Source organism: Telluria sp. LT2P80 (assembly GCF_059685955.1).
Window position 1 is genome coordinate 441377 of record NZ_JCASIO010000002.1, and the last position, 22021, is coordinate 463397.

Annotated in this window: 18 protein-coding genes; 11 read left to right on the forward strand and 7 right to left on the reverse strand. The window is 60.5% G+C overall.

Annotated features, from left to right (window positions below):
* Positions 1–170 precede the first annotated feature (170 nt).
* The 4 genes from dusA to AC56LW_RS08275 all read left to right on the forward strand — a co-directional run bounded on the left by dusA (position 171) and on the right by AC56LW_RS08275 (position 4414).
* Complete coding sequence (dusA, locus tag AC56LW_RS08260) at positions 171–1169, forward strand: tRNA dihydrouridine(20/20a) synthase DusA (protein WP_499633387.1); 999 nt, start codon at positions 171–173, stop codon at positions 1167–1169.
* Positions 1170–1525: 356 nt separating this feature from the next.
* The gene (locus AC56LW_RS08265; protein WP_499633389.1) at positions 1526–3322 is read left to right on the forward strand and encodes a methyl-accepting chemotaxis protein; all 1797 of its coding nucleotides are present in this window, start codon (positions 1526–1528) and stop codon (positions 3320–3322) included.
* A gap of 89 nt (positions 3323–3411) precedes the next feature.
* Positions 3412–3756: an energy transducer TonB gene (locus tag AC56LW_RS08270; protein WP_183549598.1), complete on the forward strand. Its 345-nt coding sequence runs from the start codon at positions 3412–3414 to the stop codon at positions 3754–3756.
* A gap of 232 nt (positions 3757–3988) precedes the next feature.
* Complete coding sequence (locus AC56LW_RS08275; protein WP_332530299.1) at positions 3989–4414, forward strand: YXWGXW repeat-containing protein; 426 nt, start codon at positions 3989–3991, stop codon at positions 4412–4414.
* A gap of 31 nt (positions 4415–4445) precedes the next feature.
* Here AC56LW_RS08275 and AC56LW_RS08280 read toward each other — a convergent pair whose 3' ends face one another.
* Both AC56LW_RS08280 and AC56LW_RS08285 read right to left on the reverse strand, forming a co-directional pair.
* Positions 4446–6026: a sensor domain-containing diguanylate cyclase gene (locus tag AC56LW_RS08280; protein ID WP_499633391.1), complete on the reverse strand. Its 1581-nt coding sequence runs from the start codon at positions 6024–6026 to the stop codon at positions 4446–4448.
* 147 nt (positions 6027–6173) lie between these two features.
* On the reverse strand, positions 6174–6842 hold the full coding sequence (locus AC56LW_RS08285; RefSeq protein ID WP_499633393.1) for a pentapeptide repeat-containing protein: 669 nt from the start codon (positions 6840–6842) through the stop codon (positions 6174–6176).
* Between AC56LW_RS08285 and AC56LW_RS08290 the strand changes: the two genes are divergently transcribed.
* The 7 genes from AC56LW_RS08290 to AC56LW_RS08320 all read left to right on the forward strand — a co-directional run bounded on the left by AC56LW_RS08290 (position 6833) and on the right by AC56LW_RS08320 (position 16375).
* Entirely contained in the window at positions 6833–7105 is a 273-nt protein-coding gene (locus AC56LW_RS08290; RefSeq protein WP_499633395.1) for a hypothetical protein, read from the forward strand. The genes AC56LW_RS08285 and AC56LW_RS08290 overlap by 10 nt on opposite strands.
* Before the next feature lie 102 nt (positions 7106–7207).
* Positions 7208–8680 (forward strand): hypothetical protein, encoded by a 1473-nt coding sequence (locus AC56LW_RS08295; RefSeq protein WP_499633397.1) that lies wholly within the window; start codon positions 7208–7210, stop codon positions 8678–8680.
* Positions 8677–10155, forward strand: coding sequence for a hypothetical protein (locus AC56LW_RS08300; protein WP_499633399.1), 1479 nt, complete (start codon positions 8677–8679; stop codon positions 10153–10155). The genes AC56LW_RS08295 and AC56LW_RS08300 overlap by 4 nt, the downstream gene beginning before the upstream one ends.
* Before the next feature lie 40 nt (positions 10156–10195).
* On the forward strand, positions 10196–10633 hold the full coding sequence (locus AC56LW_RS08305) for a hypothetical protein (RefSeq protein ID WP_332530305.1): 438 nt from the start codon (positions 10196–10198) through the stop codon (positions 10631–10633).
* Between the two features lie 25 nt (positions 10634–10658).
* Complete coding sequence (locus AC56LW_RS08310; protein WP_499633401.1) at positions 10659–14387, forward strand: tubulin-like doman-containing protein; 3729 nt, start codon at positions 10659–10661, stop codon at positions 14385–14387.
* Positions 14388–14397: 10 nt separating this feature from the next.
* A complete protein-coding gene (locus tag AC56LW_RS08315; RefSeq protein WP_499633403.1) occupies positions 14398–15636 on the forward strand; it encodes a hypothetical protein in 1239 nt (412 codons plus the stop codon).
* Between the two features lie 34 nt (positions 15637–15670).
* Positions 15671–16375, forward strand: coding sequence for a hypothetical protein (locus AC56LW_RS08320; RefSeq protein WP_332530308.1), 705 nt, complete (start codon positions 15671–15673; stop codon positions 16373–16375).
* Positions 16376–16940: 565 nt separating this feature from the next.
* On the opposite strand, the gene AC56LW_RS08325 is transcribed toward AC56LW_RS08320, so the two are convergent.
* From AC56LW_RS08325 to AC56LW_RS08345, 5 genes are all read right to left on the reverse strand, one after another.
* Positions 16941–18398 (reverse strand): toll/interleukin-1 receptor domain-containing protein, encoded by a 1458-nt coding sequence (locus AC56LW_RS08325; protein WP_499633405.1) that lies wholly within the window; start codon positions 18396–18398, stop codon positions 16941–16943.
* A 170-nt stretch (positions 18399–18568) separates the two neighbouring features.
* Positions 18569–18991 carry a PGDYG domain-containing protein gene (locus AC56LW_RS08330; RefSeq protein ID WP_499633407.1) on the reverse strand — a complete coding sequence of 141 codons (423 nt, stop codon included), beginning with the start codon at positions 18989–18991 and terminating at the stop codon, positions 18569–18571.
* Between the two features lie 22 nt (positions 18992–19013).
* Complete coding sequence (locus AC56LW_RS08335; RefSeq protein WP_499633409.1) at positions 19014–20912, reverse strand: NAD-binding protein; 1899 nt, start codon at positions 20910–20912, stop codon at positions 19014–19016.
* Positions 20913–21013: 101 nt separating this feature from the next.
* Positions 21014–21271, reverse strand: coding sequence for a hypothetical protein (locus AC56LW_RS08340; RefSeq protein ID WP_332530312.1), 258 nt, complete (start codon positions 21269–21271; stop codon positions 21014–21016).
* 82 nt (positions 21272–21353) lie between these two features.
* Positions 21354–21698 (reverse strand): hypothetical protein, encoded by a 345-nt coding sequence (locus AC56LW_RS08345; RefSeq protein WP_499633411.1) that lies wholly within the window; start codon positions 21696–21698, stop codon positions 21354–21356.
* Positions 21699–22021 lie beyond the last annotated feature (323 nt).

Here is a 22021-nt window from a genome sequence, read left to right on the forward strand (position 1 = left end):
GGAATGTACCCGTTCCTTGGGCAGCTGGATGCGATAGAATCCACCGTTCGATTGTCGCCGTACTTCGCTCGGCAGACGAACTTCTTCTTTCTTCCTGATCGAGGTCATCCCCAATTCTCTGCAACGAGTGTCGCGCAGGGCGGGGCAGGCGCATACAAGCATACATCGCAATGACAGCAACTAACTATGGCGGACGGCGTCTGAGTGTCGCCCCGATGATGGACTGGACCGACCGCCACTGCCGCGTCTTCCATCGGCAGATCACCCGCCACACCTGGCTCTACACCGAGATGGTCAACACCGGCGCGCTGGTCTATGGCGATGCCGAGCGTCACCTGCGCTTCGACGACATCGAGCATCCGATCGCCCTGCAACTAGGCGGCAGCGATCCGGGCGATCTGGCCAAGAGCGCGAAGCTCGGCGAGCAGTGGGGCTACGATGAGATCAACCTGAACTGCGGCTGCCCTTCCGAGCGCGTCCAGAAGGGTTCGTTTGGCGCCTGCCTGATGAACGAGCCGCAACTGGTGGCCGACTGCGTCAAGGCGATGCGCGACGCCGTCTCGATCGACGTCACCGTCAAGCACCGCATCGGCATTGATCACAATGAAGAATACGGCTTCGTGCGCGACTTCATCGGTACGGTCGCCGATGCCGGCTGCAAGACGTTCATCGTGCACGCCCGCAATGCGATCCTGAAGGGCCTGTCGCCGAAGGAAAACCGCGAGATCCCGCCGCTGCGCTACGCCGTGGCATATGAGCTAAAGCGCGAGTTTCCTGACCTCGAAATCATCATCAACGGCGGCATCAAGAGCGACGACGAGATCGCGCTGCACCTGCAGCACGTCGACGGCGTCATGCTCGGGCGCGAGGCCTATCACAACCCATGGACGATGGCCGACTGGGACGCCCGTTTCTACGATGCCCCTGGCGCGGCACGCACGCGGATCGATGTGCTCGAGGCGATGATCCCGTACATCGAAGCGCAACTGCGCCAGTACGGCCCGCTGGGCTTGAAACTGAACAGCATCACGCGTCATATGTTGGGCCTGATGCAGGGCTTGCCGGGCGCACGCGCTTTCCGCCAGACGCTGTCGGACTCGAAGCAGCTGGCGCTGGGCGATGCACGCCTGCTGCTTGCCGCTGCCGCCCGGATGCCAGCGACCGCATAAGCACACCTCACCGACAAAAAGCGTGCCTTGGCACGCTTTTTTTTCGCCTGTCGACAAAGCGAGACATTTCCTTGTCGAAACTATCTTGAAGTTTCAAATTTGCTTGCCGAAGAGCAACCTCAGTTCCATAATGTTTCCCTGTTCCAATTCTTGAACTCTATCAGCGCTGTTGTTGCGGTGAAACAATTCATTCGAGAAAGAGATTTTCTCGCTGGTTGAGGAAATCTTGATTTATCCTTTAGGAAATAGCTGAAAACTATAAGAAACATAGATTTCACTTGCGCATCGTACGGTGTATCGCGTGACGCGATCTCAACCGGGCGAGTTTCGATCAATAAGTTACAGGAAAAACACGAATGAATTTGAATAACATGAAGGTCGGCACCCGTCTGGCCCTCGGTTTTGCACTGGTTCTGGTACTGCTGGTCGCAGTCGCGGTGGTCGGTATCCTGCGCATGGCGCAGATCCAGGATCGCCTCGATCACGTGGTAAGCGTCAGCAACGTATCGACCGGTCTCGTGGTCGAGATGCGCAACAATGTCAGCGATCGCCTCGCTTCGCTGCGCGTGCTGACCCTGATGACCGACCCGGCCGACATGGAACCGGAAATCGTCAAATTCAAGGAACAAACCGCCAAGTACGATGCGGCCCAGGCCAAGCTGGCGGCGCTGTTCGCACAGTACGCCAATGCCCAGGAAAAGACGCTGCTGACGCAGATTAAGGAACACGAGGCCACCGCGATGCCCGCCATCGCCCGCGCTACCGAACTGTACCTGGCCGCAAATGCGATGGACGCTACCCGCGTGATGATTCGCGAAGTGCGTCCCGTGCAGCGTAGATGGACCGACGCCCTGAACGCGTTGTCGGCCCTCGAAGACAAACAGAATGCCCAAAGCAAGGCCGATGCCGAAACAGCGTTCGCCAATGCCCGTAACTTCATGCTGATCCTGCTGGTCCTGGCTGTCGTCATGGGGATCGTGGCTGCCGTGGCCATCACCCGCAGCCTGCTCAAGCAGCTTGGCGGCGAGCCAGCCTACACGGCCAAGATCGCCGGCAGCATCGCCCATGGCGACCTGTCGATCGCCATCGATACCAAAGAATCGGACCGCGGCAGCCTGCTGGTCGAAATGAAGGAAATGCGCAACAGCCTGGTTGGTATCGTCGAACAAGTGCGTCGCGGTACGGAAACCATCGGTACCGCCTCGCGTGAAATCGCCGCCGGCAATATCGACCTGTCGTCGCGGACCGAACTGCAGGCAAGCTCGCTGGAAAAGACCGCCTCGGCGATGGAGCAGCTGACCGCGACCGTGAAGCAGAATGCCGACAGTGCCCGCGAAGCCAATGCGCTGGCGGCAACCGCGTCGGACGTGGCCCGCAAGGGCGGCGACGTGGTGTCGCAAGTGGTCGGCACGATGGGCGAGATCAATACGTCGGCCAACAAGATCTCGGACATCATCGGCGTTATCGATGGCATCGCCTTCCAGACCAACATCCTGGCGCTGAACGCGGCAGTCGAAGCGGCCCGTGCCGGTGAACAGGGCCGTGGCTTCGCGGTCGTGGCATCCGAAGTGCGCAACCTGGCGCAGCGTTCGGCAGCGGCAGCCAAAGAAATCAAGACGCTGATCGGCGACTCGGTCGAGAAGGTCGAGCGCGGCAGCAAGCTGGTTGGCCAGGCCGGCGTGACGATGGACGAAGTGGTCTCGAGCGTCAAGCGCGTGACCGACATCATGAGCGAAATCGCCAACGCCAGCGCCGAACAAAGTGCCGGCATCGCCCAGGTCAACACGTCGATCATCGAGATGGACAGCATGACGCAACAAAACGCTGCGCTGGTCGAACAAGCCGCCGCAGCCGCACAGAGTCTGCAGGATCAGGCAGGCGAGCTGGCCCGCGTGGTCAGCATCTTCAAGCTGGAAGAGGGCGAAGAGCACCACGTTCCAGCCCACGCCAAGGCCCCGGCAGCGGCGCCGGTCGTGACCTCCACGGCGGTGGTGGCGCGCCCGGTCGTCAAGCGCCCGGCACCACCGGCACTGAAGAAGCCGGCCGCAGCCCCGGCCGCACCGAAAAAAGCGGGTGAAGCAGTTGCAGCGCCGAAGCCGAAGAAAGCCGCCGTCAGCGCCACCGCCAGCGCCGACGAGTGGGAAGAGTTCTGATTTTTTAAGTAGTCGACCAGCGCCGGCCCGCCGTGCGGCGCACACCCAGACCATTGCCGTTCAATTCAAAAACCTTAAGTGGGGAAACCATGAAAAACCTGTCCGCCAAACTGTTCGTTGCACTGACCCTGACCGCCGCTGCCGGCGCGAGCTTCGCCGCTGAGACCTCGGCCCAGTTCGATCCAAAGAAATGCAGCATCGAGTACCCGAAGGCGTCGCTGATGAATGAAGAGCAGGGCACGACGACCGCGTCGTTCCTGGTCACCGCGGACGGCACCGTGACGGAATCGAAGATCGACAAGTCGAGCGGCTTCAAGAACCTGGACCGCGCGCTGGTCAAGGGCCTGACCTCGTGCAAGTTCAAGCCGGGCACCAAGGACGGCGCACCAGCACAGACCTGGACCAAGATCGACTACGCTTTCAAGCTGGACTGATCCACGCTCTCTTTACGTTTCCTTTCACGCAGCCGGCCCATGTGCCGGCTGCGTCGTTTCAGCCCCTGCAGCACTGTCTTGCGCGCCTTATCCCCTCCGCACCAAACAATCTTGGTTGTTACAAGATTGTTGCCATATGTTACTACTGTAATGACTTGGTTCAATCCCGTTTTTTACCGCATGTGCCCGCTATAGTAGGTTCATACAAACAGAAACCGAAACGGAGCACACCATGAAAACCTTCCTCTCGACCGCTACTGCTGCCGCTGCCGCGCTCCTGATCGGCACCTCGGCTTTCGCACCGGTGCAAGCCCAGCCGCATCATCAGCGCGCCGACGTCATCATCATCAAGAAGGCGCCGCCAGCGCTGCGCCGCGAAGCCGTGCCGAATGCACGCCGTGGTTTCGACTGGGTGCCGGGTTACTGGAACTGGAACGGTCGCCGCCACGATTGGGTGGGCGGCCATTGGGAAAAAGTGCGTCCGGGCTATGCCTATCAGCGCGCACAGTGGCGCCAGGACCGTAATGGCTGGCACCTTGACCGCGGTGGCTGGCGCCAGGAAGTGCGCGGCCGTGACAACGGTCCACGCGGCGACCGCGATCGCGACGGCGTCCCGAACCGCCACGACGACCGTCCGAACAATCCAAACCGCTATTAATGGGTCAGGCAGCGGCGCCGCAGTGCACGGTTCAAGCGACCGTGCCGTCGCCGCCGCAGACCTGGTTACGGCCTGACAGTTTTGCCTGATAGAGCAGGGCGTCAGCACGTTCTACCAGGGTACTGGCGGCAATCGCCACGCCTTCCCCGGTCGTGCTGGCCACCGTCGACGTGTACACGCCGGCGCTGATCGTCACGATCCCGGCGTCATTGCCGGCATGCGCGATCTGCAGCGCCATCACGGCGCAGCGGATGCGCTCGGCGACCATCCTGGCCCCGGCTGGGTCGGTATCCGGCAGCAGCGCCACGAATTCCTCACCCCCATAACGCGCCGCCAGATCGGCCGGGCGCACCAGGCTGTTCCGCAGCGCCGCCGCTACCTGGCGCAGGCAGGCGTCGCCCGCCACGTGGCCATAGGTATCGTTGAAGCGCTTGAAGTAGTCGACGTCGATCAGCACGATCGACAGCGGCAGCCCGCTACGCGCCGCGCGCGCATTTTCCAGCGTCATCGCCGCTTCGAAACGGCGCCGGTTGGCGATGCCGGTCAAGCCATCGTGGTCGGCCAGCACGGTCAATGCGCGGTTATGTTCCTGCAGTTGCTCGCGCGCCCCCACCAGTTCGTTTTGCAGATGGTCGCGAATCATGATCTGGCGCACCAGCCGCCAGCCAAAAGCCAGCAGCAGCACGATGGCGACAAACGTGATCGTGGCTTGTGTCAGCACCGACTGCAGCCATTTTTCGAGGATTTCCTCCCTCGATTGCGCGGTCGCGACAATCAATGGATAGGTGTCGAGGTGGCGGTAACTGTAGAGCCGCTCGATGCCGTCGATCTTCGAGCGCCGCATGCCGGAGCCCACCGGCCCCTGGCTCAGGTACATCTGCTGGATCGGGCCGTTGCTGACATTGGTACCGATCAGCGACTCGCTGTGCGGCAGGCGGTAGACCATCGTGCCATCGTCGAGCGTGAGCATGACCACGCCGGCGCGGCCGACGTCGAAGCTTTCGTACAGGGTCGAAAAATACGCGATGCGGATGGTGCCCAGTGCCACGCCGGCGAACGTGCCGTCGGGATGATCGAGCCGGCGCGATACCGGCAACACCCATTCGCCGCTCGACCGGCTGCGCACTGGCTTGCCCACATGCACGCCGCGATCCCGGTGTTGAGCGTGATATTGAAAGTATTCACGGTCGGCATTGTTGTACTGCGGCGTGCGGTCTTGCGACGTCATCAGCCAGCGCCCGTCGGCGCCGAACACAAACAGCGCATGCAGCTCATCGACCTGCGAGGCCATATTCTTCAGATGCAGCTGCAACCGGGCGCGCGCCGCGCCGCGCTCGGTGCCATCGGTTTCCACGCGCTCGACCACGCCGGAGAGCACGGTATCGACAACGCGCACGGCGCTTTCTCCCTGCGCCGCCAGCGCGTGCGACATATTGGCCGTGGCCACGGCCACTTCGGCCAGACGTTCCTGACGCGCACGCCAACTGTCGGAGATCTGGATCACCAGCAGCAGCAGGCAGAGTGCCACGACGAACAGCACGGCATTGCGCACGGCGGGGCGCTTTTCAGCGGTCAGGCGGGAGATTTCGGGAACGGCACTGGTGTCTGGCATCGGGGGGGATGGCGAGCCGCCATTGGTACAAACGCCCGAGGTCGTCAGCAACAGGGACTCTGATTACTTGTAGAAAACCAACAGATTGTCGCACAGCGCTGCCGCTGCACCCGGATTGTCGCCGCCCTGTTACAACTGCTGCATAGCTCAGGCCACACGCAGGCCCAGCTCGCTGATCAGTTCGGCCGCCTGGCGCGGTGTGATCCAGGCGCCCTGGAACAGCTTTACGTCCGCCAGTGTCAAGCCCGAGAGATCCGCTTCGCGCAGGTCGGCATTGTCGAAGCGCGCCTGTTTCAGGCTGGCATTGCGCAGGCTCCCGCCCTCGAACACGGTGTCCCGAAAGTCGCAGGCGGCCAGGTCGGCATCGGAAAAGTCGAGTTCTTTCAATGTCGATTTGCGAAACGACATGCGGCGCAGGTCGGCGCCGATCAGCAGGCATTCTTCAAAGGTCACGCCCAGGTGCGCCGCTTCTTCGAAATTTGCACCGGTCAGTTTGCAGCCCTTGAAGGTGAGTGAGGCAAGGCGCGCGCGACGCCAGCTGCTGTTATTCAGGTCGCAGCTCTGGAACTGCGCGTCGGTCAGGTCGGCCGCTTCGAAATCGGCTTGTCGGCCGCGGCAGCGCTGCCAGGTGGTCTGCGCCAGTTTGGCGGCGTAAAACGAGGTTTCGGCAATGCTGCAATTGATGAAACTGCTGCCGCGCAGGTCGAGCCGCGACAGATCGGCAGCATCGAGCATGCAATCGAGAAAAGTGACGTTGCCGCTGGCAAGTGCCGCATCGATCGCGTCACGGCCGGGAAATTGGGTAAATGTATGCATTGATTTATGTTGGAAAAGCGGATGCCAAAGAAGGGAACCGTTCTTCAAGTTCCCGGATTGCGCTGATGGCACGCAATATCACGTCAGGGAGCCAGCACATCGCCAGCGACATAATGACTGCGGCAGTCTACCTGAATTCTCCCCTGCCCAATCCGTACAACATTCCACCAAGAATTGAAGGCGTTTTGAAAGGCGGCGCGGGTGTTGTTCGCATGATGAGCAAGGCACCAGCTGCGTTTCCACTTGGACAAAAAAGAAGGTAAGATAGTGTTGCTCCCTTTATGTTTTTGATAATCCCTTATTCTTGGTTAAGCATATTGAAAATAGTTGAAGGGTAATCGTGTTTGAGAAATTCGGAATACAAGATGGATCATAAGAAAACGGCTGATTGGGATCTCGCTTCCGGCAGCTGGACAATGGCAGCCAACGATGGCGAGATTCGCCTGAATCGCACGGTGATGGGTAATCCCGTCGCCGCCTCATTGGGTTCTGCAGATATTGCCGCCATCATGAACATGCGCCGTGCGCACGGTGCGTCAACGCTGTATCCCCCCGATTTCAATTTTTCGCCCATTGACGGCGCGCAACTGGCGCCCAATGCACCGAGCGGTGCCAGCTGGATCGCGCCAAGTGGCGCGTCGGCCATCACTGATGCCGGGATGCCGGAAGCGGTTGGCCTGAAGCGCACGCGCCACAGCGTGCCGGTTGATCGCCTGCGCCGGCATGACGCCGACAGCATGGCCGACATGGAATTGCCGCTGCCACCGCCCGGCGAGTACGAATTTTTCTCGGGCACGTTCGGCACCGTCGGCGCCGTGTTGCTGGCGCTCGATACGGGCAAGGGCACGCTGTTCGGCTGGCTGCCGGCGTCGAAAAAATGGCAGCCGTTGCTCGGCACCGGCACGCGCCTGCTGTCCGAATCCAATTTACCGGTTCATGCCTGGCGCGCCGAGATGGCCGCCGCGTTCAACAGCCGCCTGTATATCCCCACCGAACATGGCCTGGCGATGCTGGTGCCCGATTTCGCGGCGCTGCAGTTCCGGATCGATTACGTCGGCAACGCCCCGGTCGTGGGCGCACCGGTAGCCTTCGATCACCAGGTCTGGGCGCCGATTCGTCATGAAAACGGTGTGGTCCAGTTCGTGTTTGCCGACGCCCATGGCGTGGCCGGTCCGCCACTGCGCGTCGATGGCAGCTGGACTTTGGGCGAGATGGGGGCGCCGTGCGCCTATGGCCGGCTTGCGGTCTGGCCCTGCGCGGAAGGGCAGTTGCGCCTGCAGAAAATGACCGACGGCAGTGTGGCGGCCACGTTCCTGGCCTGGCCGGAGGGCATCACGCCGCATTTCGAATTCGGCAGCGCGCACATAACGCGCTCGGGTTCTCTGTGGCAGTTGTGCTTTGACAGCCGCCTCGACAGTTATGTGTACGTGCGCCTTGGCGTGAACGAGCACGAACAGGTCGCCGCGCTCAATCCGCGCATCGGCTCGGGTACCATCAACTATCGCTTTGCCACCAAGCTGAAAACCGATCCGTGGGTCGAGCCGGAACATGGCGACGATGGCGCGGCCAACACGGTCGTGGTGCCGCTGCTCGAACTGGGCGAGCGCAGCGCCGTACTGGCCCTGCGCATCGACAGCACGGCTGGCCTGGGCACCTTGCTCAATTCGGCTGAACGCATGCGCGCCCAACTGGTCTACGATGATGAGAACAACGACATCGTATTCCACACCATCGCGGTCAGCAAACCATGGGAACTGCGCCTCTTCCTGCACAACGGTTACTTGTGGGCCTACCACCCCGGCATGCAGCGCATCCTCGGCTGGGACGTCCAGCAATGATGCCGCGCGCGTGGTGTGCGGCGCTCGCGAGCGTCGTCCTGGGTCTGTGCGCTGTGCCGGCGCAGGCCATCCAGCAAGCGTTTCTGGTGCAGAACTCCGGCTGGATGGAGCCGTTCTATGCCGATCCGCAATCGCAGTTCAAGCCGCTGATCGCCGCCGTGGCCAATGCCGCCGCGCGTCCGGGCGACAAGGTCATGGTGCTGGCGTTCAGCCAGTCCAGCGGCAACAATGTCTCGCCGCAATTGCTGGGGCAGGGCGATGGCGCCGCCCAGGTGGCCGGCTGGCTGGCGCCGCTCACGCCTGCGCGCAAGAGCGCCAGCGCCCTGGCCGACACCGATTTTCGCGAAGCGGTGACCAAGACGATCGGTGAGACGTTCAAGTCGCGCCCCGGCATCATCTGGATTTTCACCAACAACAAGAACAGCCCCGGCAATGATCCCGCCACGGCGGCGCGCAACCTGGAGTTCTATCGGCTATTGCACCTGGAGCCGTCGATTACGCGCACCGTGGTGTTCCCGCTGCGTATGCCGGTGCAGGGCAAGTTCTTTGCCGCCAAGGGCTTGATGGTCTACGGGCTTGCCTACGGCAAGGAAGCGGGCGACGAGCTGGGCCGCATGGTGGCAGAAGGCCGGCTCGCCAGCATCCTGACGAAACCGCCGGCGCGCCTGAAACCGGTGGACCAGGACGGCGTGCGCATCGTGCCGCAGGCGGTACTGAATACCCCGAACATGACGGCCTCGATGGGCACCGACAAGCGCACCGTCGTGCTCGACGTGGACGCTGACAAGCTGGTCCCGCAAGTGCGCCTGAAAGCGTCGTTGCAGAACCTGTTCTATCCCTACCTGATTGCGCAGGCCACCGTCGATGGCCAGTTGCGCACGCGCGCCGGCACGACGCCGCTCATGGTGACACCGACCGCCGTGAACAATCTCGCGCCCGGCGCCAGCCAGTCGATCGAGGTGAGCTTCAAGCTGCCGCTCGAAGAAGTGCCGTCGGCCTGGTCGCGCCAGGCCATTGCGGCGATGGGCAAGCAAGTGATCATGCCGATGTCGGTGAGCCTGGGCCTGCGCAATCAGCGGCTGGCCTTGCCGGCATCGTTCAAGACCGAGATGCAAGAGCTGTTCCCGGGCGACCCGCTGTCAGACGTGTTCGTGCCGCCCGACAGCGTGAAATCGTCCACGGCACAGGTGCCATTGATCGTGCGCGTGCAATATCCGCTGACGCCCGTGCTCGTGATCGTCGGCGGCGTGCTGGCGTTGCTGCTGGCGCTGGCTGCGCTCGCGTTTCTGGCGATGAAAACCACGCGCTATCCGATCATGGTCAACGGCGTGCGCCGCAATGTGCTGCTCAAGCCGTTCAAGTCGCTGGCCATCAAGGCCGACGACGGCGCCCCGGTCGGCGAAATCCGGCGCGGGCTCGGTCGCCCGAGCGTGGTCCAGGTCGAGCCGGGCCAGACGTTGACGATCGCGTCGTAATCCATTCAAGTAGTCTTTATCCCATTCAGGAGAACGTGGCATGACGCAGCAAGCAAAAGATAACGCAGGCTTTGCCCTGCCGGCACCGGTCGAAGGCCAACAGGCGCCAGCAGCGGCGGCGACCCCCGCGACCCCCGCCACGGGAACGCCCGAGACGGTCGAATCGCTGCCGGTGACCACCGACGTCGACACGTCGTCGCGCGATGCGCTGATCGGCGGCGGCGTGCTGCTGGTGCTGTTCATTGCGTTCTTCTTTGCCAAAAATGCCTACGCCAACACGCTGGTGGCAAAACGTATTCAACCGGGCAAGGCGAATGCGGCCGGCTGGTGGCTGTTCATCTTTTTGGCCAGCCTGTCGACCGGCGTCGTGCTGGCAGCGATCAATGCACCGAAGTTCATGGCGCCCCTGATCATCGGACCGCTGACGCTGATCGGCCTGATTGCGCTGGTGCTGATGCTGCTGTCTTCCCGCAAATAAGTACCCAGACCAGGAACAACGCGACATGGCAGATAATCTGAACCAAACGATCGGCGCCGGCACGGGCGAGCGCAAGCAGGAGCAGAGCATCGACCTGCGCCCGACGCTGTTCATCGGCATTGGCGGCACCGGCATGGAAGTGCTGATGCGCGTACGCCGCCGCATCCTCAACACGCTGTGGGGCGGCAACGGCGCGCGCACCCGCGTCGACAGCCTGGCCGAATTTCCGGTCGCGCAGTTCATCCAGTTCGACCTCGACACGGGCGCCGTCATCGACAGCGGCCGCGCCCAGGCCGAAGACCTGCAATTTGACCAGGTCAAGTTCACCGACGAAGAGAAAATCGTCGAAGCGTTCGACATGGACAAGTACAGCCGTGACGACGACGCGCTCGAGAAATACCCGCACATCAAGGAATGGCTGTCGCTGACGCCGAAGAAAATCCGCGAACTGGGCATCGATCCGTCGAAGGGCGCGGGCCAGATCCGCGCCGTCTCGCGCCTGTACCTGTTCGACAAGTACACCAAGATCCGTGACAAGATCCGCCTGAAGCTCAAGACGCTCAAGGCCGGCCTGTCGCACGAGCAGCAACTGGCGCGCCTCGGCCTGCGCATGGAAACCGAGAAGTTCCGCATCGTCATCGTGGGGTCGGTGGCCGGCGGCACCGGTTCCGGTGCCTTCCTCGACATGGGCCTGCTGGCGCGCTGGCTGGCCAAATCCGAGGTGGGCAATGCCGACGTCGAACTGATGCTGTTTTTGCCGACCGGCTACGCGGGCGCCAACAAGGAGCGCACCGAAGCGAACGGCTACGCCGCGCTGATGGAACTCGAATCGGCCATGCTCGGCAACAAGGGCTACGTGGGCCGCTGGGATGCCTACGACCAGCCGGAATTGCCGCGCGAGCCGTACAGTGAAGTCTATCTGATCGACTCGGGCAACCTGGCGCAGCAGCACACGAACGACGTCAAGGATGTCTACCACATGGTGGCCGACACGCTGTTCGAAGATTTTGCCTCGGGCGACTTCGCGCGCCGCAAGCGCTCGGTGGCCGTGAATCAGGCGCAGCACAAGAACTTCCTGCACGACGCGCTGGTGCCGAAGAACCGTTTTGCCGACATGCGCCTGTCGTACTCGAAGCGCTTCTCGTCGTTTGGCCAGGCCGTGCTCGACACGCGCCAGGAAGCGCGCCGCGAAGAGCGCGCGCACCGCTGGGCCGGCGCGATGCTCAAGGCCTTCTTTGGCGTGGGCGGCGCCGACACCGGCGTGAACCGCGCCACCGACAAGCAGCGCGACGAATTCATGGCGGCCCAGATGGCGCTGCGCGCCGCGCCGTTCAGCGACTTCCCGACCTTCTCCGACCGCAACGTCGAGCTGAAACGCTCGAGCGGCGAGTTCCTCGACTACGCCCTCGTCGACGACCTGCTGCAGGACAAGCACGGCCTGCTGCTGGCCGGCGTCGAGCAGCGCGTCAATGCGCGCATCGACAGCATCCGTACCGGGTTCGATCGCGCCGAGTGGCCGACGCAGGTGCGCGAAACCGTCCAGCAGCTCGAGCGCGACTCGGTGCGCGACCAGGATTCCACCGCTGATACCACCGAAGACCGCGTGGTCAAACGCCGCCGCGAAGTGCTGGAACGCATCAAGCTCGCAATCCGCGACCAGCTCTACGCCTACCTCGACAACAAGGATTTCGGCGGCCTCGAATACGTGCTGTCGCTGGTCGAGCAGATCAAGGACCGCCTGGAAGCACCGGGCACGGGCCTGATCAGCGCGCTCAAGCTCAACAGCGAGCGTTACCGGGAAATCAAGGAAGCGGTACGCACGCGCGAATACGAACGCCTGCTGGCCAACCTCGAACAAACCAAGGGCGGCTTCTTCAGCAGCAATAACGAAAAGCAGGCAGTCACGGTGCTGGACCACCTGCGCACCGAAATCGCCAACGCGCTCAAGTTCCACCTGCGCGCCAAGGCGGCCGACGAAGCGGCGATCCTCATGGCCGACCTGTCCGCCTGGCTGGGCAAGAAGAACGGTGTCGACGCGCAGGGCCGTCCCATCTGGAACGGTCTGGTTGGCGAATTGCAAGCCGGCCGCGAAGCCGTGCTGGCCATGCTGGGCCAGCTGCAGCACGCCAACGCCATCATCCAGCAAGACCTGAACAAGGACCACGCCACGTTGATCACGGTGCCAGTGGCCGAGCGCAACGTGCCGATGCCGAACGCGCTGCAACTGCGCGAATGGGCCGACGAAGCGTTCAAGGACCTGGGCGGCTCGAAGGTGCTGTTCCCGATGCTGGGTGACGCCGCCCAGCGCAGCGAGATCATCAACAAAGTCAAACGCATGGCCGAGCGGCAGTTGACGCTGGCCGGTGCAGGCGACGCGGACAACGTCGACCACGATCCGTTGATCGAGGCGCTGGAACAGATGAATCCAGCGGAACGGATGGACCGCTTCCGCAAACTGCTGGCCTGCGCGATGCCGTGGATCGATGCGAATTTGTCGGGCGACTTCACGGTGAAGGCCGACCAGTTCAAGTGCTTCGTGGGCGTGGCCAATGCCGACCGTTTTAAACGCCTGTTCGGCGCCGAACTCAATACCTGCGTGCCGACCCAGGCCAATATCACCGCGGCGCAATTGTCCATTGTCGAGACCGGCGTGCCGGGCCGCGCCGTCTGCTACTGCGAACTGTCCGGCATCCCGATGACGGTGCTGCGCGGCATGGAAGGGTGGCGCACCAGCTACCGCAAGGAAGCCGAAAAGAACCCGACTCACACGCACATCGACTCGACCCAGTTTAGCCATCCGATGGCGCCGACGACCGACGAGATCAATCGCCTGGCCGAAGACTTCAAGCAGTACCTGCAAGCGATCATGCTGGGCATCCTGACGCGCTCGACCCAGCGCGTGATCCCGCGCGGGCAGTACCAGTTTGCTGTCGCGCGCGGCGACGTGCGCCGCATTGGCAACGAACGGGCGATTCGCCAGAACGGCTTGCCAGCCACCTACCGCGACGCCATTGTCGAGCGGGTGCAGGAACGCCTGGCTGAACTCGACGCGAGCCAGACCGTCGCCCTGGCGGCGCTGGCCAGCTACTACGAGACGGCCGTCTACACACCGAAACTGGTGGAAGACGCCACCGGCGCGCAGGACGATCGCAAGGGCTTTGCCAGCGCGATTGCCGGCGAAGCCAAGCGCGAGCTGGCCGAGAAGGCCCGCCGCAAGGGCATGAGCCAGCGCGACATCGACCGCGCCGACGAGCAATTGCTTGAGGTGCTGACGGAGTGGGCGAGCGTCGTGCCGGATTCCGATGAAGACGCGTACGACTGGGAAGTGCGCGAGCCGGGCGAGGATGGTCATCTGCGCCTGAAATACGTGATCAAGCCGGACGCGTTCAATGCCGGCAAGTTGGACGCGTTGCTGGCGCCGCAGGCCACTGCGTCTGTTGCCACGTTCCCTGCCGGCACGCCGGGCATGCCTGGCATGCTGCCGCCGCTGGGCGCGACGCCACCGCCACTGGGCATGCCGCCACCGCTCGTCGAGCATCAATATCATCTGGGCATTGGTGGGCAGCAGTTCGGGCCGTACACCGCCCAGCAGATCGTGCAGATGGTGCAGACGGGGCAGGTTGTGGTTGCTGGCACGAAGGTGTGGCGCGCCGGTCTTGCAGCCTGGGGTGAGCTGGGGCAGTTGCCGGAATTGACGATGCTGTTCGCAGCGCCGGCACCTGCATCGCCGCCGCCGTTGCCACCGATGCTGTGAGGACGAGACTTTGAAACAGTGTTCTGGCTGCAGCGCGACGCTGCAGGGCGAGGTAGCGTTCTGTCCATTCTGTGGTGAAGGGGTGGATGGGGCGGTGCGCAAGGTGGGGCAGGTTGCTGCTCCTGCTCCTCCTGCTGCTGCTGCTGCGGTGCCGGTATCAGCGCCGCCGAGCGTGCCTGTGCCTCCCGCTCCTGCCGCACCTGTCGTAACGCCGCAATCTGCTGCCGCGCCGACGGCAAGCGTCCCGCCGGCTGCTGCCGTGCCACCGCCATCTGCGCCCGCAACGCCTTCCCGCCCTGCGGCCGATCGCGCGCCGATACCGCCCGCAACGCGCAAAGGCGGGAAGGGCAAGTGGATCGCCGGCGGGATCGCGCTGCTGCTGGTTGTGCTCTACAACGTGGGTTCCGGGGACAAGCCGGTGATCGAGGAAAACGCCTGCGAATCGGCCTTCGACCTGGGCACCCAGGCGGTTACTTCGGGCGACCTTGCCGCCGCGCGCACCCAGGCGCTGCGGGCCAGCGCCGAATGCGGCGACAAGGAGCGCCCCAAGGTCAACACCTTGCAACGTGCGATTGCGGCAGCGGAAAAGACCGACAATGCCTGCCAGCGCAATTTCCGCGCAATCGACGGCTTGCTGCAGGACAGCCGGCCTGGTCGTGCGCGCGCGGGACTGAACGAATTGACAGCGGCGTGTTCAAACAAGCCGGAGGCCGAAGCCTTGCGCACCAGGCTGGAAGTGACCCAGGAATCCATCAAGGCAGCGCTGGCTGACGTGCGCAGTGCGCTCGATGCACGTGACCAGGCGCAAGCCAGGGCCGCACTGGCCAAACTGACGGGCCTGAACCGCGATGAACCCAGCCTGAACCAGCTCAAATGGGAGGTCGACGCGCTGGATGCCGCCGCTGCCGCTGCAGCCCAACCGGCGCCGCCTGCCGAGGTCTTCATGCCGGGCGCTGCACCGGTCCAGCGTGCACCAAGTCAGGTGCAGGAGCCAATTGCGCCGCGTGCGCCGACTGCGCCAAGTGGTTCAGGTACACAAGACGGGGGCGCAGCGCAGCGCACGTCGATGGCGACGATGTTCCTGCGCGATGCCGAGCAGGCGCTGTTGCAGAGAAAATTTGATGCCGCCAAAACCTATGTAGAAAGCGCGCGCCGGGCCGACCCGAACAATCCGCAGCTCGACAGCATGATGCAGCAGATCCGGGATCGCGAACGCCAGATGCTGCAAGAAGAAACCACCATCAGATAAAGTAGTCTCATCAGGGAAAACCATGAAAACGCCAATGAAAAAGATCGTTGTCCTGACGTTGCTGACGAGCCTGGTATCAGGCTGCGCCACCACGGGCCAGAGCGGCATGTCGCAAACGCAGTACCCGCAAGGCGGCGTCGCCGCCGAGCAGGACCCGTGTGCCGTCGGCTCATCGGCACTGATGGGCGCCGCCGCCGGCGCACTGCTGGGAGCTCTGATGGATGGCAAACGCGGCGCAGCACGCGGCGCCGCCGCCGGTGGCATCGTGGCCGCACTCGGCTGCGTGGCGATCAACTCGCAATCACGCCAGACCCGCACCGCCGCCCAGGTCGACAACGACTTCATCCGCACGCGTGGACGCCTGCCAGCCGAGCCGCAAGTGGTGTCGTATCAACCGCGCTTGAATGCCAGCACGGTGCAGCGTGGCAAGCCGGTGGTGGTCAACTCAACCGTCGAACTGGTCAATGGTGCGACGACACCGGTCATGCAAGTGCGTGAAGAGCTGGTGGTGTTTGATCAGGATGGGAAGCAGTTCAAATCAGGCTCGAAGGCGCTGACCAACAACTCGGGCGGGCGTTTCGAGAACTCATTTGAAATCACGCTGCCAAAAGATGCGTCGCAGGGACGCTATGCACTGCGGACCAATTTGTATGTCAACGGCAAGCTGTCGGCGTCGCGGGATATGAATACGCAGTTGGTGTGGAATGGAGCAGAAGTAATGATGGTTGCCAGTCGTTGAAAATTGGCTTGATCATGACAGCTTGAATTTCAAATTATTGAACGGCTAAAAATTTTCAGCACAAAGATTCGATGTCAGGATGAAACTTAAAAATCGCATTACGTTTCCTCGAGAGTTATAAAAGTAACCCGATCAAAACGGCATGTGATTTTTTAAATCAGTAAGCGTAAGCCGAAATTTACTTTTCTACGCGCAAGGCATAATTACTTATTGATTGTCTTTATCTTTACTAAATGCCTGATCCACATTATCAACAAGGCACCAGAGATGAATTCATTGTCATTTTATTGCTTAAAATTTTCTGATTTTCCCTGGGATTGTGATTGCATCGTCGATGCTATTGCTCTCGACGATGCAACTCCAAACAATGTTTTCATCCCACTGGTTCGGCACGTCATCATATTAAACTGGCATTAACTCTCTGCTATCTTTTCTTCATTGCTTCACGGCGGAGAGAAGTAAGTCGCCTACGCGGCTTACTTGATCGCCATGGCTGAATCTGCAAAAGCGGACGCCCTGCAGGAAGGGCGGGGCGGCCGGCCCGTGTGCCGTGACCGGCCGCAAGTCAGCGCACCAAATGTTTTGCGAGCATTTTCATCCCTCTGGTACGCTGCTCTTCCGTGTTTTGCAATACCAGCTCGAGGTCCTCGTTTTGCAGTTTGCCGATACGCTCGGCTTTGGACAAGACGCTTAGGCTATTGACCCTGTCATAGGTTGCCGTATCCCCGAGGATCGTAGCAAGGCCCTTGCCACCCAGGTCGGCTGCAAGGTTGTTCGCGACTGCTTGAATTCCGGCAGAACGCTGCCCAGCTGTTCCTTGTAGCAGGAGATTTGCCTCGTCCGGCGTCAAGGCAGTGGCGAGCTTACCTGCGCTCACCAGCACACGCAGGCTGTTAACGCGGTCATAAGTCTCCGTGTTACCCAATACGATAGCGGCGTCTTTTCCATTTAATTGTTGCTCCATGCGTGAGGCGAGCGCAGTGATACCCGATGGGCGTTGACCTTCGCTTCCCTCCAGGATTGCATTTGCTTCGGCGGCGGAGAGCGCCGGTTCGACTTTGCCCAGACTGACAAGCAACTTGAGACTGTTGATTCGGTCATAGGTCGTCATGGAGTCGAGAATGCTGACGATGTCCTTGCCGTCGAGTTCCGTGGTAAGACGCGAGGCGATGAGCTTCAAGCCGGCGGGGCGCTGGCTACCCGCACCGTCGAGAAGGGCATTGGCATCGGCTGCACTCAAGCCCATCGGCAAGCGCTCGGCTAAAGAGCGTAAGGCGTTGATCCTGTCATAGGTTTCGGTACCACTCAGCAAAGGCAAGAATGTGCCGACTTGCAGCGGTCCGGAAGCGGCTGGAGCCACTGCTGCTGGTGGCGAAGAAGACGCTGATGCGGCTGCAGGGTGTACCGGAGCCAGCGCTGCGGGTGCCGCGGCAGACGCGGGCAGTGGCGGCGATATCGCAGCCTCAGTACGTGGCAAGGCCGCCGTCTGTACATCCCCTGGGTCTGCCAGATTGCCTTTCAACATCCAGCCAGCGCCCGCTAGCAAGACGAGTAAGACAGCCGCACCAGCCAACTTTAGGGGGATATTGTTCTTGGTGCGGCGCGGAGTGACAGGCGCCGCCGGCTTGCCGGCCGTGCTTGCTAATACCGAGTTGATCCGGTCAGCCAATTCATCGAGCTTGTTGTCAAAGTCATCGAACAGGTCGACAAACTGGCGATTCGACAACTGATATTGGAAGGATCCCTGCGGCACGACGTCTTCAATACGCGCTGGTATGAGAATTTTTTTGCTGGCGAGTGACAATTCCTTGGCGATTTCCGGCGATAGGTTCGCCATTGAAGAAAATACGAGCACCACGACTTCGCAAGCGTTGATTGCGTCGACAATACAGGACTGGTAATCAGCACCGGGCGGAATATCCTTGGTGCAGATCCAGCAACCGATGCCATTCTTTTTTAGACGATCGTAAATTTTCTCAGCAATTTTTCGGTCGGCGCTGGAAAAAGAAATGAAAACCTGCATATGCCGGGATCCTGTTTTGAAATAAAAAAGTGGAAAAGCTGTGGTGCCCGCAAGAGCAGCGAAATCGCTGGGGTTTTGCGGATGTTACTAATTATAGCTTAATCAATAACGTGAACTGACATGATATTTTGAGGCATGCCGTGCCTGGAAGCCGTATAGCGCGGCGACTTTTATCGATCAACCACGCGCTCATAGGTATTCCTGAAAATATCCTCCCTGACGACGCTGCAGTCACCGGAGGCATGCTGTACCAACCAGTCGCCTGCAGAGCCTGCCAGTTGACCACGCCCCGCCGACAGTGAAATCTTCACAGGAGTCGAGAGTTGTACCGCCTGCACGGTCCGGGGCAGCGATTGATACTGTCCGCTTTCACCATCGCCAGTCAGTGCCCTCGCGACATACCTTGAATGAAATACTTCAATCGGCACGGGCCATCGCTCCCCCGCGGTGCCGGTAATGATGGCGTCTCCCTCCCTGCAGAGCACTGGCCCTTCGAGGGTGGCAATGACCTGTTCGCGGACAGCAAATTCGACGGCGAAAAGGTCGGGCTTTCTACGGTATGAGGCGGAATTGGGGAACTGGGCTATATCCATGTTTACTATGGCCTTTCCTGTATCAAGCCGGGGTAGAATCATGCACTGGATGGCCAGCCGGAGCTGCGAACCGCCCGATTACGCGGCCTGCAGGCTGCGCTAATTGCCGTTCTTGGGCAAGCAAGCGCAAGATATAAATAATCGAAGCATCTTTCTGTTTGCTTTGCTCGCCGAGCCTCTCGAACATGACTAAATCGTGGTGCAATCGTTTGTCGGCGTTATCCGGGTGCTTCGGAGCATAGCGCCATCCGCTCAACAACCGCTCCGATACCCACCGGGTGTGCTCGATGCGTGACAATAATTCCTTTTCGCCAGCAGAAAGCTCTTGAACGAACAAGTCCTTATCGATAGCGCGTTGCTTGATAGGCAGGTGCCGCACTGTATCGCGACTTGACTCTCTCATCCACTCTGGCAACCCGGCCCAGTATTCATCCAGCGTTAACCAGTCCATACGAGCAGCATCGCTTCCCCCGCCTCGCAGCGAATTGGCCAAATCGACTACACTGGCCGTAGCAAGCTCAGGTGGTAAAGTTTTATGGCCATGTTCTTGGGTAAAGTATAAATGCACCAGGGCCGCCTCGCGCTCAGTGTGCTGACGCAAAAAGGCTTCATTGTCACAAAGCTGTAGACCTTGGCCCAATGCGTCGAAAACACGCACACGCGCGGATGCCTTTTCGATAAAGTGTCGCAAAGGTTCCAGACCGGTATTCGTACTGACGTAAATTGGGAACTGTAGCTGGGGCGTCTGGAGCAAGAGGGCATTAGTGACAGCCAGACCGGATTCCGCGTTCTCGGCGCAGACATAGGTAACAGAGACCGTCGACATGATTTTTCGAACAAGATCGCTGGCCGCGAAGCCATCTACCGGCGCTTCGATGATCTCTAGATCGATAATCGGCAGCATGCCTGCGCATTCACCCCAGGCTTCAGGATCTTGGTGGCCGTCTAGAGCAGGAAATCGCGTTAGCAGGCGTGCGCGGCTGGCGGTTGCGCAAGGAGTAATCAAGGTCACTTTTAATTTCTGCGAACAGGTGTAATGCCCCAGTCGCGCAAACTGTTCAACGAGCTGCTGGCCAAACCACGAGTAGCCAATGATCATGGCGTGTGGTTGTTTGTCGCGGTTTGCTGGTTGGGAGCAAAACAGGTCCGGGCCTATCTGTACCAGCGCGCGTCGAGCACTCTCTTTCCAGGAATTAAAAGGAACAACGTTCAAATGCAAATCGTCCAGCCAGTCCCTGGTGGAAATCAAGGTCTGCCGGGAGAGATAGTCGTCGAACACATGGACCAGGCAAGTAATCTGCCGTCCCACTGCCGAAGGTGACATTGCTTTTTTGACGGATTCGAGTACTCGCAGATTCACTTCGTCTGCACCCGCGACAATATAAATGACCGAGGCGCGATTAATGGCCAATCGCCCCAGTACTGCCTCATCGGTAGCATCGCCTTCTACCACCTTCACGCCCTCCCGCTGCAGCTTCTCGAGGTCGGCCTGGCCATGCGCGAGCGTGAGCAAGACGATGCTTTTCCTGTGCGCAATATCTTGCTTGAGGTGAGATGATGCAATCATTTTGGCCTGGTCGCCACTGCCGCAAATGAGGATGTGATTCGAGCAGCGTCTTGCCATCCACTGGTCAACGCTGCGTCCGGCCAAGGTCATATACGCCTTGATCAGCGCCCAAGAGGCAAGTGCGGGCAGCCCGAGCCGGCTGACATGATATAGCCATGAAGGCGTTGTGCCCTCGGGCTTATCGTAGTTAAGCACGATCATCTGCAAGGTATAGAAAACCGCATCCCAGGGCGTCACCCCCAGTCCGATCAGAGAGAAAAACCCGGCCACAAGGCCAGCAGCAAAGAGGACAGCGATAACGGGCGTGGCATTCTTCCTTATCCACGTACTTAAGTTCCTGAGCATTTCAATCATTGTATGAATTCCTTGCTGAACCGCCCAAGCCTCAACCAGCGCGGACAACGTGGACGCCAGCCATGCCGCCGTGTCCGATGATTAGTAAGAGCGCAACGTGCTCACATTTTTTGCAGTTCGGCGATACGCTTTTCGTAATTCCCGATCATCGCCGCATACTGGACCTTCATCTGGCCATAGCTGACTGACCTTCCAAGGCCGTTGTCGTCGGGGGGCATATGCACATCCGCGTCATCGGTACGCCAGCGATTTTCGCACGCAATGTTGCGAACGAAACCAATATTCCACTTCGTGCTCTCAATTACTCTCATCCGGATGTCTCTTTTGATGCTGGCGCTATCCTGGGTCGGCGCTTTCAACAGGTCAACATAGGTTTTGCACAGTAATTTCTTTTTCGTTTTCGGATCTGAAGGGATGCTATTTCCTTATATCAACAAGACGCTATAAGCGATCTTGAAGTCCTTCAACAGCGGGGCGCCGGCAGATACAAGAAGCGATGCGCGTTTGAAGCTGTCCTGACCCTTTGCACGCCATCGCGCTGCCATGCCGACACCGCTGAGGGTTAGGCAAGCCTAATTTCAAGGGACTGGAAATCCTCGCGACTTCATCAATCCGCGCCTCGAGGGGACTGGAAAACGCATCCACCCACTGCGCATTCGCGACAAAAAATTCCAGCTCACTGGCAGGCAGCACTTCCCGCAGGCGTATCAGGATAATCGTCTTCCGATAGCTGAATGTTCGCTCAATTTCACTCACCGCCGGTTTTGACTGGTTGGACTTTTCCATTGGCACCTTTACCGTCACAGCGCACTGTCGAATCGCTTCGATGATCGAGACCCCGTACTGCTGACCTGCGGGAATATTCCGGGGCGCGATCCAGCAGCTGATTCATTGCGGTTCAAGAAACTCACGGATCTCATCTCTCAACCTGAAGTTCTTGCTGGTATGGCTGATGAATACAGATCTGCCGAAAGTCCTGCCTGTTCCCGACAGCTGTTCCATGTTCTTTTTTAGACGTGTGAACGACGCAGTAGCGGGTTGGCTAGTGAGCTGGAAAGCAGATCAGCTTGTAGCTGCACATCTGACTTCACCGTAAAAATGACGCGGCA

Bases quoted from the DNA above. Each gene is read 5' to 3' on its own strand.
- AC56LW_RS08330 (WP_499633407.1), bottom strand. From the start codon at position 18,991: ATGGATATAGCCCAGTTCCCCAATTCCGCCTCATACCGTAGAAAGCCC.
- AC56LW_RS08265 (WP_499633389.1), top strand. From the start codon at position 1,526: ATGAATTTGAATAACATGAAGGTCGGCACCCGTCTGGCCCTCGGTTTT.
- AC56LW_RS08290 (WP_499633395.1), top strand. From the start codon at position 6,833: ATGTATGCATTGATTTATGTTGGAAAAGCGGATGCCAAAGAAGGGAAC.
- AC56LW_RS08280 (WP_499633391.1), bottom strand. From the start codon at position 6,026: ATGCCAGACACCAGTGCCGTTCCCGAAATCTCCCGCCTGACCGCTGAA.
- AC56LW_RS08320 (WP_332530308.1), top strand. From the start codon at position 15,671: ATGAAAAAGATCGTTGTCCTGACGTTGCTGACGAGCCTGGTATCAGGC.
- dusA (WP_499633387.1), top strand. From the start codon at position 171: ATGACAGCAACTAACTATGGCGGACGGCGTCTGAGTGTCGCCCCGATG.
- AC56LW_RS08345 (WP_499633411.1), bottom strand. From the start codon at position 21,698: ATGGAAAAGTCCAACCAGTCAAAACCGGCGGTGAGTGAAATTGAGCGA.
- AC56LW_RS08335 (WP_499633409.1), bottom strand. From the start codon at position 20,912: ATGATTGAAATGCTCAGGAACTTAAGTACGTGGATAAGGAAGAATGCC.
- AC56LW_RS08285 (WP_499633393.1), bottom strand. From the start codon at position 6,842: ATGCATACATTTACCCAATTTCCCGGCCGTGACGCGATCGATGCGGCA.
- AC56LW_RS08295 (WP_499633397.1), top strand. From the start codon at position 7,208: ATGGATCATAAGAAAACGGCTGATTGGGATCTCGCTTCCGGCAGCTGG.
- AC56LW_RS08270 (WP_183549598.1), top strand. From the start codon at position 3,412: ATGAAAAACCTGTCCGCCAAACTGTTCGTTGCACTGACCCTGACCGCC.
- AC56LW_RS08310 (WP_499633401.1), top strand. From the start codon at position 10,659: ATGGCAGATAATCTGAACCAAACGATCGGCGCCGGCACGGGCGAGCGC.
- AC56LW_RS08275 (WP_332530299.1), top strand. From the start codon at position 3,989: ATGAAAACCTTCCTCTCGACCGCTACTGCTGCCGCTGCCGCGCTCCTG.
- AC56LW_RS08300 (WP_499633399.1), top strand. From the start codon at position 8,677: ATGATGCCGCGCGCGTGGTGTGCGGCGCTCGCGAGCGTCGTCCTGGGT.
- AC56LW_RS08325 (WP_499633405.1), bottom strand. From the start codon at position 18,398: ATGCAGGTTTTCATTTCTTTTTCCAGCGCCGACCGAAAAATTGCTGAG.
- AC56LW_RS08305 (WP_332530305.1), top strand. From the start codon at position 10,196: ATGACGCAGCAAGCAAAAGATAACGCAGGCTTTGCCCTGCCGGCACCG.